This window comes from Microcoleus sp. N9_B4, assembly GCF_036701635.1.
In the GTDB taxonomy this organism is placed as follows: Bacteria; Cyanobacteriota; Cyanobacteriia; order Cyanobacteriales; family Microcoleaceae; genus Microcoleus.
Window position 1 is genome coordinate 20,308 of sequence record NZ_JAUBRC010000066.1, and the last position, 11,044, is coordinate 31,351.

Genomic DNA, 11,044 nt, shown 5'->3' on the forward strand with positions numbered 1-11,044 from the left:
CCACAAGAAAACTCATTTTTTGTGGAATAGGCCGGAAAGCCTGTTAGGAATGAAAAATCAATAAATTGCATACTTAAACCCCAGAAGCCTTGATCCAAGATAAACTATTGCTCTATTAGTCACCTTATTTATTTTTCATTCCTTATTAAGCGAGAATGGTGCAACATCTCAGCTTAAATCGAAACGATCGATGTCAGACACACAATACAAGTTGATTTAACTATTATATTATCCTTCAAATGCGGCAACCGAAACTCGATCGCGCCCTGCTTCTTTCGCCCGATAAAGCGATTCATCGGCCATCGCAATTAGCTCCCCCGGCTGCGATCTGACCCCTGGAATGCAGCAAGCTACACCCAAACTCAGCGTGACGTATTCGCTGACAGCAGACTTAGCGTGAGCTATGTGCAAACCCCGCACCTGTTGTGCGATCATTTCAGCTACGAAAGCCGCACCTTCAATATCCGTATTCGGCAAAACTACCACAAATTCTTCTCCACCGTAACGCGCTACTAAATCTGCCGGTCGCTTTACAGAATGTTGGATAACCGCCGCCACTTGCCGCAAACATTCATCCCCCGCTTGGTGACCATAAGTGTCGTTGTAAAGTTTGAAATAATCAATGTCGCCCATAATCAAAGACAGCGGTGCTTCTTCCCTTGCCAAACGTCGCCATTCCGTATCCAGGTATTCATTAAAAGAGTGGCGGTTTCTTACCTCCGTCAAACTGTCGTAATTTGCCAAATACTGCAAGGCTCGATTCACTGTTTCTAACTGCTGTTTCTGCTGCTGCAACTGACGGTTAAGCTCCGCCAACTGCTGTTCGGCTGAGTGCGATCGCAACAAATTTCTCACCCTCGCCAGCAATTCCCTCTCGTCAAAAGGCTTTGAAATATAATCATCAGCACCCGCATCCAAACTTTCGATCCGAGCTTCCATCCCCGATCGCGCTGTCAAAAAGATTACCGGAGTAGATTTCAATTCTGGCGTGTTCCGAATCTCCTTAAGCAAATCCAGCCCGTTTTGTCTGGGCATGATTTGGTCGCTCACAATCAAATTTGGCTGCAAACTTTTAGCTTTTTCTAAACCTTCAACTCCGTCACTCGCCACGGCGACTCGATAGTACGTAGTTAATAAAGTTTGGAGGTAAGCCACCAAAAAATTGTTGTCTTCGACTACCAGCAACAGCGGTAATTCTCTGCTGTCAGTTGTTAATAGTTCCCCATTATTTTTGTCGTCAGAACTGTTAGGTTCCGGCAGCGGGGTCTGGGGTCCGCTCGCCCCGACATTTCCCGAACCCCACTCTCCGGCGCCGAATCCAGTCAGTCCAGCCAATTGGGCGATCGCGCTCACCAACTGATTCGCTTCCACCGGCTTCGACAAATGCCTCTGAAACCCCGCCTCCAGAGCCGATGCCGAATCTTCTTCCTCAATGCCTCCCGTCGTCAGCGCCACGGCCGGCAGCAGTTCCCTCTGCTCGGACATTTCCATTGCTCTGATGCGGCGGATCAAATCGCAGCCGTCGGCTCCCGACACCGTTATATCGCTCACCAACACGTCGGGCCGTGACTGTTGCAACTCCGCCATCGCTTCGGCGGCGCTACCCACCGCTGTTACCTTGGCTCCAAATGCTTCGAGGCCTGTTTTGAGAAATTTCCGGATCTCGGCGCTGCTTTCCACCACCAGAACTTGCTTTCCCGCTAGGGGTTTGGAAACCGATCCGGGTCTGCTTTCACTTTGAGCGATCGCAGCAGTGCGATCGTCGGGTGCATTTTTGTTGGCAATCGGTAGCAGCACCCCAAAGGTCGCCCCCTGACCGATACCGGGACTCGAAGCCCAAACACTTCCCCCGTGCAGTTCCACCAACTGCTGCACAATTGAGAGCCCCAGCCCCAGCCGATTTTGTTCCTTGGTCTGGAAGTTGTCTGCGGGGCGGAAGTAGTCAAAGATGTGCGGCAGAAATTTGGGATCCATGCCGCAACCGCTGTCGCTGACCCGAATTAAGACGCCGGACGGACTAGGCTCGATCCGCACTTGAACTGGGTTTGGTGTCGATTCTGGGGTGAATTTGATGGCGTTGGCAAGGAGGTTCCAGACTACTTGCTGCAAGCGTTCTGCATCTGCCCAAATGTAGCCTACGGCGGGGTCGAAATCTTTTTCTACGTGGAGGTTTTTAGCATCGGCGGCGGGGCGGAGGATGTCGATCGCAGATTCTATGATAGACGGGAGGTGAACTCGACCGATGTTCAGGCACACTTTCCCCCGCAGCAGCCGCGAGAGGTCGAGGAGATTGTCTATTTGACGGTTTTGTAATTTGGCGTTGCGCTCGATGATTTCCAAAGCGTGGCTGGTGGTGGCTTGGTTGAAATTGCGCGATCGAGCTAGCTGCGCCCATCCCAAAATCGCGCTCAGGGGCGATCGCAGTTCGTGGGAGGCGATCGCCAGAAATTCGTCTTTTGCCTGGTTGGCTTCGGCTTGGGCTGCTTCAACGGCTTTGCGATCGGTGATGTCGAATCCGATCGCCAAATACTGACAGGGTTTTCCCTTGCAGTCCAACAGCGGAACTACTGTTGCGTACACCCAATAATCCCTGCCATTCTTGGCTTTATTCTGAATATCTCCTTCCCAAACTTCACCTTTGGCAACAGTTGACAGTAGATTTTTGATTAATTCCGAAGATTTATATTCCGAATGGAGGATACCGAAGTGGGTGCCGATTAGTTCGGCGCGGGAATAGTTGGAGATGGAGCAAACTCTTTCGCTGACATAGTTGATAATTCCTCGCGCGTCAGTCCTCACCGCAAGTGCCGATCGGTCGATCGCTATTTTAAAATCTAAACATTCTTGTAGCGACGAATCTAGTTCTTTTGTCGTAGAAAATTGATCGAGCCGATCGGACGCGTTTTGTTGCTGGCGATCGGGTTTCTCCTTACTCCATTGTTGGATTTCCATTGCTTCTATCTTCCCCTGACGGCTGACACCTGATCTACTCGCATCCTGATTCATTATCACAATTTTCTTTTCCGCGCCTGCGGGTGCAATATTTTGCATTTCTTCATCTTCCGGAAAAATTAGCAGACACCACATCCACTCGGGAGTCACCTCAATTTTTGTTTATAGCGGGCTAAATTTTGTCAATCTGAGGACTGATTTTTTCATATCTAGCCGAGCATCGGCTGCTGGCTAATTCCCTTGTATATTTTATATTTTATATTTTACTATGTGGAATTATTGATAAATTTACGGTGGGGAGTAAGCGCCTACAGTGGCATTCTTGTTTTCAACGGGTATCATAACCGCCAACTTTTTTCTCACAATTACTCCTGATAGCTGGCACAAAGTCTCGTCTTGCACAGACTTTCGGATCTGTGCCCTTGGGCCTCATATCCATTCAAGCATATATATGTGCAGGGCTAGACAGTTCTCAAATCAGGGGTATGTTTGGGTGCACGAAGTCCCGATCTGGCGATCGTCCATAACTTCTTTTAAATTATTTTCTTCAACATCTTGACAGCTCTGTATATTTTTTGTATTATAAAATGTAATATACCTTCAGAGAAGAGAACCGCCCACCTGCATTGACGCACTCAACTATTAACAATTTGAGGAAAATCGTCTGTGAATTTAGACGCTGTACGCGAGCAATTTGAACAAAGAGCATTTGATTATGACGGCTTAATTCCCCGCCTCATTCCGCGATATGACGAGCAACACGATGTAATATTGCAGTTAATCCATTCTGAAACTAAGGGTAACATAAAAGTTCTGGATTTAGGCGCGGGAACTGGCATACTTTCGGCTCTGATTTTGCAAGGATTTCCGCAAGCAAATGTCGCAGCCTTTGACATCGCAGAAAATATGCTGAAAATTTGCCAAACTAACTTGTCCGCTTTCGGAGAACGGCTGACCTTGCAGCAAGGAAATTTCGCCGAAGATGATTTCGGCAGCGGTTACGATGTGGTAGTTTCTGGGTTGGCAATCCACCACCTCGACAGCGCAGGTAAACAACAGCTATTTCACAAACTTTTCCACTCGCTGAATCCAGGGGGAATCTTGCTAATTCGAGATATTGTCACAGGTGCTACTCCCCGGCTGACTGAGCAATACGAACACTTGTGGCGGCAGTACATGAAAGCTAACGGAGAAGACGATGCAGCCTGGTTTCAAAAATATTTAGAAGAAGATATTCCCTCCTCTGTGGAAGAGCAGACCAAGTGGCTGGCAGAAGCGGGTTTTGCAGACGCAGGATGTCACTGGCGCTATCTAAATTTTGCTGTTTTTGGCGGAGTTATCCCAAAGTAGAAGGCATTCGGCAGAATGCAGAGTTTTTGATAATTATCAAAAGATCACGCTCGTGAAAAATCGCCCACTGAAAACTTTTTTATCCCGAACGCTGAGCCTAATCCTGTAGGTACTTAAGGGCGCACATTACCGCTATAATTTGCGCGTAAAACCATTTTTTACGTCCGGAAATCATTTTCCGGAGACCTGTAGATGCGGTTCACTCAAGCGCCCTCTGGCAGTGAAAATAGATTCACCAAATCCGCCTCCAATCAACGACATAACCCGCTAGTGATATTTTGTAAAAGGTGAGTTAAAAGCTAAATAAATAAAGTAAAATCATGAAGGATTATCGATTAGTTAAAATCAGCAAATATCTCAGCAAACACCTGCGTCACGCGCCCTCGCGCATCGGCATTGAACTCGCTCCAGGTGGCTGGGTTCCTGTTAGCGAACTCCTCAATGCGTGCCAACAAAACAACTTTACAGTCCAGCTTGCAGAACTCAAGGAAGTAGTTAGTCGCGCAAAACGACAAACAGCGCTTTTCATTCGACTCCACAGGTACTCTAATTCGTGCCAACCAAGGACACAGCGTAGAGGTTGACTTGCAGTTAGAACCCGGTGTTCCCCCGGATATTTTATATCACGGAACAGGTAGCACTGCTGTCGAGTCTATTCTCAGTCAAGGAATTAGGAAAATGTCGCGGCATCATGTTCATTTGTCGGTGAATATCCAGACGGCGCGCCAAGTAGGTGCAAGACATGGCATCCCGGCAGTTTTTACTGTAGATACCGCAGCCATGCAACGCGACGGTCATACATTTTACTGCTCGGAAAACAAAGTTTGGTTAGTAGATTTTGTGCCGCCCGCTTATCTCAAAATAAGTTGATAATTTTCACTTTTTTTGTAGAATGTGTACCACAAAAACTGTAAAATAAGAGTAAGTAGGAGTTTTGCAAAATGAGTGCGGAAGATATGGGCGATCGCGAAAACAATTTTAATCAAAGCAATTCTAAAAATAGAGGTCTGCTAGGCTCTGGTTGGCGACCTTTTTACCGTCAATTTGATTGGGAACACCTGGTACATTTAGCGTCTAGCGACCCCTTAGAACTAGCTCAAAAAACTTTAGGTGCAGCTAGCGACATTGCCGACGCAATGGGACGACACCAATATACCTGGTGGGCAAATATTTTAAATGTATTTTCGGAAAATACTCGCTACGAAATTGATGAATTTTGGGATTACATTACTCCGCAGCCAGTTTACCCGGATTACCGCTACAAAGATGTTTTAGTTACCGAAACGCCTGTGGTGCAAATGGTCAGCCGCGCTAGCATTCCCATCGACTACGTTCTCAACAAACTCCAAGAGATTACTGTTTTCAAAGTTCTGGATTTGCTAGGGAAACCGGATGCAATTACCCAGTCTTTTATGGAGCGACATTTTTCTTATCCCCCAGAGCGGTTTGTTAGCTGGGAACGCTTGGAAGTTTTGGGTACTGTTTATGCTTCTTGGGCTGGATTCGGCTGCTGGCTACAAATTGACAGCTACGACAGGGGAAGACGCTGCTACACTCTGATTTGCCAAGATATTGCGCCGCTCGTTAGCAAGGCAACTTATAATTTAGCGGTGATTCTGGGCGGGTACAAAAGCCGCGTCGGACAGGTTCACAGCCAGTTCCCAATTCGCACGTTTTCTGCGGAGGTTCAAAGTTTTACCGATACAGTTCAGCAGGCAATTTTAGATCAAAATCAGTTGGCTGTTTTGGTTAGTGGGGAACCGGGGACGGGAAAAACTGCTTGGACGCAAGCGGTAGCAAAGGAAATTTTAGTGCCGCTGGGTTATGTAATTTTTATCTTAGATCACGATGCTGTGGAAAATTTTGTGCCACCGAGTTATTTGGAGCGGATTTGTATTATTATCAATGAGGCTGATAATTTGGCTCAAGATCGATCGACCGCAGAGGCCCAACGCACTAACAAAACTGAACACATTTTGAGTTTGCTGGATGGAACTTTGTATCAAAGCGTCATCGACGAACACGGCATTCAATTTCAGCAAAAACTCGTAGTTTTGATGACTTGCAACACGACTGAAAGATTAGATCCTGCAATGTTACGGAAAGGGAGAGTGGATTTTACCAGTGAATTTACGCACAAATTTGTTTGAGCGCTCTCTTGAATTATCAAGCTATCTGGCGATCGCACTGGCTACACGATCTCATACCATGTTCGATATGGGATTTTCAATTAAAGAATTGGGAATGACTGAGGAAGCTCATGGTTTGGATCGCGGGCCGACAGTTGCATTCTTTTGGGAACTTGTCTAAAATACCGAACAATCAATCCAGTCCCCTCTGACTATTTTGAGGGCGCCGGCGTGATCTATGCCTCATCGTCAAACAGCAGGCGGGCACTAGCTTTGGTCTTAAGTTGATAGCAATGCCTATAGACATATCCCCATCAAAAATGATATCAATGATGGGTGATACCCTCTAAGGGTATTGTCCGAGAGAGGAAATCAGGGGAAAACAGCATTTTTGGTCTAAAACAGAGTTTTTCAAACTTGACAGCTATGGAGGAAATCCCAAACCGTGCAAACTAAGCCAGTTCAGCAAAAAAGTCAGGGACTGGGAAGGTACGTTGACGGGAATGTCCCGATCGCCCAACAACCCGCAGAGGCAGCCGTGTCCGAGAGTAAAGAGCGATTTCGGCGCTTTGTGGAGCGCTCCGCCGAAGCCGTGGCAATGGTAGATTGTGAAATGCGCTATCTGTCGGTTTCCCGTCGCTGGGAAACAGATTGCGGGTTGGGCGACGGTGAGGTCATCGGCCGATCTCATTGGGAACTGTTCCCGAATCTCGCGGAATATTGGGAGCAAAATGCCCAGGCTTGTTTGGCGGGAGTTTTGGAATACAGCGAGTTTGTGGCAGGGCGAACGATCGCATCTGTATCAGGAAAAACCGCAAGCTGCTCTGTCAGCGAGTCGGTAAGATGGGTATTTCAGCCTTGGAAAAATAACGAAGGTGCGATCGGCGGTTTGATTTTGTTTGCATCTATGATAACTGAGGCTCCCGCTCAAACCGATTGCTCTAATAAATTTCAGTTCGAGGTCAAAAGCAAGCAGTTAGAAACAATACCACAACTAACTCAAATTGCCCTCGAAAATGCTGCTGATACAATCTTTTTTAGTACCTCCGACGGTCAAATTTGCTACGCGAATCAAGCCGCTTGCCATCTTTTCGGCTACTCGGAATCGGAACTGCTAAACATGAGGGTTAGCGACATCGATTCGCAGTTGCCAGCATCGGATTGGCCCGAACACTGGGCTCAACTCAAGCAGCAAACCAACCTCACTTTTGAAACCAGTTACAAAACCAAAGACGGCGCCAGTTTTTCCGTCGAAGTTAAAGTCAATTATTTAGAATACGGCGGCTGTGAATACCGCTGCGCGATCGCCCGCGACATTTCCGCTCGCCTCGCAGCAGAATCAGCGCTCGTAGAGGCTAAAGAGCAACTTCAAGCCGTTTTGGACGCGGTGCCCGGATTAGTTTCTTGGGTAAGTTCAGATTTGCGCTACTTGGGAGTAAACCGACATTTAGCTAGCGCTTATAAAATGCCAGCCGAACTATTTCTCGGTCAAAAAGTAGGTTTTTTAGATACAAGTCCCAAATTTAACGATTTAGTATACGATTTCTTTGCAAACCATAAAAAGAAGACATCTCAAGAAGTAACAGCGAGCATCAGAGGAGAAAATAAAACTTATCTAATTGTCGCTCAAAAATACCATAACAATACGGCGGCGGTATTTGTGGGATTGGATATTACAGAAAGCAAACAGTCTCTTTTAGCTTTGCAAGAATCAGAAGAACGCCTGCGACAACAAGCGGCTAAATTAGAGCAGACGCTGTTAATTTTGCAGCAAACTCAAACTCAACTGATTCAAACAGAAAAAATGTCATCTTTGGGTCAGTTGGTAGCAGGAATCGCGCACGAAATAAACAATCCAGTTAGTTTTATTTCGGGCAATGTCAGCCACGCCACGGGCTACATTCAAGAACTGCTGCGATCGATCGACCTTTACCAAAAATATTATCCCCATCCCGTGCCGGAAATTCAATATTTGATGGAAGAATTAGACTTAGACTTCATCAAAAAAGACTTGCCAAAACTGCTAAATTCAATGAAAATCGGTTCCGAAAGGATTCGCGATGTCGTGCGATCGCTCCGCTTGTTCTCGCGTACCGACGAAGCCCAAATGAAGCCTGCTGATATCCACGAAGGTTTGGACAGCACTTTGCTGATCTTGCAAAATCGCCTGCAAGCTAAAGGGGGACGACCGGGGATTTCTCTAGTTAAAGAGTACGGGGATTTGCCGCGAGTTCACTGCTATGCGGGACACTTAAACCAAGTGTTCATGCACTTGTTGACAAACGCGATCGACGCTTTGGAAGAAGGGGGAAGAAATCCTGAAAAGTCGGGTAAAATTCAAAATCAGTCTTACTTATCTTCAGCCAGGTCGAACTGTGAAATATTCAATCCCGAAATTCGGATTCGGACATTCGTGGTAGGGGAAAACGAAGTTGCGATCGCCATTAGTGACAACGGCCCTGGCATGACTGAAGAAGTCCTCGGCTGCATCTTTGACCCTTTGTTTACCACTAAATGTCCAGACACGAGCACAGGTTTGGGTCTAGCAATATCTCAGCATTTAGTAGTAGAAAAGCACGGCGGTAAGTTGCACTGTGTTTCGCGTCCGGGAGAGGGAACGGAGTTGATCATTAAAATTGCGATCAGCAACGATTAATTAGCTATTTACAAATAGGAAATAAGATGGTAATTGAGTGGCTCAAATTTAAAGTACCTCAAGAAAAGTGGGAGCAGTTTATTCAGCGAGATCAGGAAGTTTGGACGGCGGGACTAAAAAGTTGGGACGGTTTTTTAGGCAAAGAAATTTGGGTAGATCCGGTAGAAAATGAGGTGGTGATGTTGATTCGCTGGGAAACTAGGGAGAAGTGGAAGTCGGTGCCACAAAGCACAATCGATGAGTTGGATGCCCAAATGGGCGATTTGCAAATTGCGATCGCCGAAAGTCGCGAATATCAAGTTCGCAAGTTTTTGCATTAGTTAGTCAGCAGTCAGTTGATCGTGTTAATTTTTGAAAGATTAATCATGCGTTTTACCTTGATTGTACCGCAGACATCGATTTGGTATTTGGTGTGAAGGGCGATCGATCTTGGTAGAATCATCGCAGTGTTGGGTATTTGGTGTGAGGGGCGATCGCACCACCCCTTGCTTTCCACCTATGCAACCACAGATAACCTGGAAACTTTCGGATCTGATTTGTTGTGCTGTGTACACTACCTAGACAGTGACAGACTTGGCAATTTTTGCCAGCAATCGCAACGCTTCATTGACAGAAGCTGAGTCTCGAAATATTTCTGCTACGTCTGGATCGAGAATCACAACATTACTTGATTTCATATAGGCTTCATAGTATTTGCCACGGACACCACCTGAAAAATCGTATTCAGGTCTCATCTCGTCATTAATTGTTATTTCAGGTTCCTGACTCATAGCTTTTTCTCTCGTGTGGGGTGGCTAAACGGGCGCTGATTAAACGCACTTCACCTTCTCGTTCTGTATGGGACACAACAAAAAGGCGCTGTAAATTTGACTGACCGATCGTTAAAAGACGGAACTCACCTACAGAGTGGTTAGGGTCAGAAATTGTAATAGCCAGTGGATCTCCGAAGACAGTGACAGCTTCTTCAAAAGACACACCATGCTTTTTGGCATTACTACTGGCTTTGTTTGAGTCCCACTGAAACTTCATATATCTATTCTACTCTCAAGCAGAAGAGGGAGATTGGCAATTGCCTAGCTTACTGGTCTATTTTACTATTTAGGGCAAAATGGCGAAAATCAAAAATGTCAATGTGACTGACTTCTAGTAACTCATAGACTCTGAGGAATGTTGAACTGCTGCTGTAGCGCTGTCATGGCTTTCTCGGCTGGGATTCCTTCACCTTGATCGGGCGATCGCCACCCGTACAATCATCGCAGTGTTTGGTATTCGGTGTGAGGGGCGATCGCACTTTCATTTTATGCGATCGCTCATCAGAAAAAAGAAAGGGCGATCGCTATCTCTGCAAGCATTTCACTGTTTAGTATTTGCTTGGGTGAAGAGTTTTGAGGTAAACTAGAATTGCTCAAAGTTTCTGGAGTCTGACATGGAAACAATGAAACTAATCTCGCATATTGGAACCGATGGCATATTGCTTCTCCAAATGCCCACTGAGTTTAAAGATACTTCTGTTGAAGTGGTAGTAGTTGTACAGAGTATACCCTCAGAGGAAATTAAACCGAAGTATAACGCTTGGGGAAAACTGACTAATAAAAAATCAATTCAAGCAGCAATTGCGAGAATGCTACAACTGCGGCAAGAAATTGCCTTGGATAAAAGCTCAATCCGTTCCATGATTGAAGAAGGGCGAAGGTTTTAATGCAGTTTGTATTGGAGTTCTGTAGCCATTAGTTAGTGCTTAGTCGATGAAGAGAACGATTATGCCAATGCTATACTCACGATGATGCCAGATTGCGAAGCATTTGTACCAGGCATTTGGTCACTAGAAGTTGCTAATACTCTCCTAGTTGCCGAGCGACGCAACCGCATGACAACCGAGCGGGTGCATCTCACTTTTGCGAATATGTCAAAAAAGGGTTAAAATGAAAAAGCTAGTAAAATCGTTAAATAAAAATGA

The 11,044-nt window shown here is 46.1% G+C and carries 11 protein-coding genes; 8 read left to right on the forward strand and 3 right to left on the reverse strand.

Going from position 1 to position 11,044, the window contains the following annotated elements:
* Positions 1-228 precede the first annotated feature (228 nt).
* On the reverse strand, positions 229-3,102 hold the full coding sequence (locus QUA43_RS27945; protein WP_333378632.1) for a diguanylate cyclase: 2,874 nt from the start codon (positions 3,100-3,102) through the stop codon (positions 229-231).
* A 516-nt stretch (positions 3,103-3,618) separates the two neighbouring features.
* Between QUA43_RS27945 and QUA43_RS27950 the strand changes: the two genes are divergently transcribed.
* From QUA43_RS27950 to QUA43_RS27980, 7 genes are all read left to right on the forward strand, one after another.
* Positions 3,619-4,302, forward strand: coding sequence for a methyltransferase domain-containing protein (locus QUA43_RS27950; protein ID WP_333378634.1), 684 nt, complete (start codon positions 3,619-3,621; stop codon positions 4,300-4,302).
* A gap of 320 nt (positions 4,303-4,622) precedes the next feature.
* On the forward strand, positions 4,623-4,886 hold the full coding sequence (locus QUA43_RS27955) for an RNA 2'-phosphotransferase (RefSeq protein ID WP_333378637.1): 264 nt from the start codon (positions 4,623-4,625) through the stop codon (positions 4,884-4,886).
* Positions 4,852-5,172 (forward strand): RNA 2'-phosphotransferase, encoded by a 321-nt coding sequence (locus tag QUA43_RS27960; protein WP_333378656.1) that lies wholly within the window; start codon positions 4,852-4,854, stop codon positions 5,170-5,172. Before QUA43_RS27955 ends, QUA43_RS27960 begins: the two co-directional genes overlap by 35 nt.
* A 71-nt stretch (positions 5,173-5,243) precedes the next feature.
* Positions 5,244-6,452, forward strand: coding sequence for an AAA family ATPase (locus QUA43_RS27965; RefSeq protein WP_333378640.1), 1,209 nt, complete (start codon positions 5,244-5,246; stop codon positions 6,450-6,452).
* Positions 6,427-6,612, forward strand: coding sequence for a hypothetical protein (locus tag QUA43_RS27970; RefSeq protein ID WP_333378643.1), 186 nt, complete (start codon positions 6,427-6,429; stop codon positions 6,610-6,612). Before QUA43_RS27965 ends, QUA43_RS27970 begins: the two co-directional genes overlap by 26 nt.
* 264 nt (positions 6,613-6,876) lie before the next feature.
* Positions 6,877-9,087, forward strand: coding sequence for a PAS domain S-box protein (locus QUA43_RS27975; protein ID WP_333378646.1), 2,211 nt, complete (start codon positions 6,877-6,879; stop codon positions 9,085-9,087).
* A gap of 26 nt (positions 9,088-9,113) precedes the next feature.
* The gene (locus tag QUA43_RS27980) at positions 9,114-9,407 is read left to right on the forward strand and encodes a TIGR03792 family protein (RefSeq protein WP_333235586.1); all 294 of its coding nucleotides are present in this window, start codon (positions 9,114-9,116) and stop codon (positions 9,405-9,407) included.
* A gap of 237 nt (positions 9,408-9,644) precedes the next feature.
* Here the strand turns inward: QUA43_RS27980 and QUA43_RS27985 are convergent, their stop codons facing one another.
* Together QUA43_RS27985 and QUA43_RS27990 are read right to left on the reverse strand one after the other, a co-directional pair.
* Positions 9,645-9,857, reverse strand: coding sequence for a hypothetical protein (locus tag QUA43_RS27985; protein ID WP_333378649.1), 213 nt, complete (start codon positions 9,855-9,857; stop codon positions 9,645-9,647).
* Positions 9,841-10,116: a BrnT family toxin gene (locus tag QUA43_RS27990; RefSeq protein WP_333378651.1), complete on the reverse strand. Its 276-nt coding sequence runs from the start codon at positions 10,114-10,116 to the stop codon at positions 9,841-9,843. The genes QUA43_RS27985 and QUA43_RS27990 overlap by 17 nt, the downstream gene beginning before the upstream one ends.
* Positions 10,117-10,522: 406 nt before the next feature.
* Between QUA43_RS27990 and QUA43_RS27995 the strand changes: the two genes are divergently transcribed.
* Positions 10,523-10,786 (forward strand): hypothetical protein, encoded by a 264-nt coding sequence (locus QUA43_RS27995; protein WP_333378654.1) that lies wholly within the window; start codon positions 10,523-10,525, stop codon positions 10,784-10,786.
* The last annotated feature ends 258 nt before the right edge of the window (positions 10,787-11,044 follow it).

Excerpts from the sequence above, each read along its gene's own strand:
- QUA43_RS27955 (WP_333378637.1), top strand. The coding sequence starts at position 4,623 with ATGAAGGATTATCGATTAGTTAAAATCAGCAAATATCTCAGCAAACAC.
- QUA43_RS27965 (WP_333378640.1), top strand. The coding sequence starts at position 5,244 with ATGAGTGCGGAAGATATGGGCGATCGCGAAAACAATTTTAATCAAAGC.
- QUA43_RS27980 (WP_333235586.1), top strand. The coding sequence starts at position 9,114 with ATGGTAATTGAGTGGCTCAAATTTAAAGTACCTCAAGAAAAGTGGGAG.
- QUA43_RS27985 (WP_333378649.1), bottom strand. The coding sequence starts at position 9,857 with ATGAGTCAGGAACCTGAAATAACAATTAATGACGAGATGAGACCTGAA.
- QUA43_RS27990 (WP_333378651.1), bottom strand. The coding sequence starts at position 10,116 with ATGAAGTTTCAGTGGGACTCAAACAAAGCCAGTAGTAATGCCAAAAAG.
- QUA43_RS27995 (WP_333378654.1), top strand. The coding sequence starts at position 10,523 with ATGAAACTAATCTCGCATATTGGAACCGATGGCATATTGCTTCTCCAA.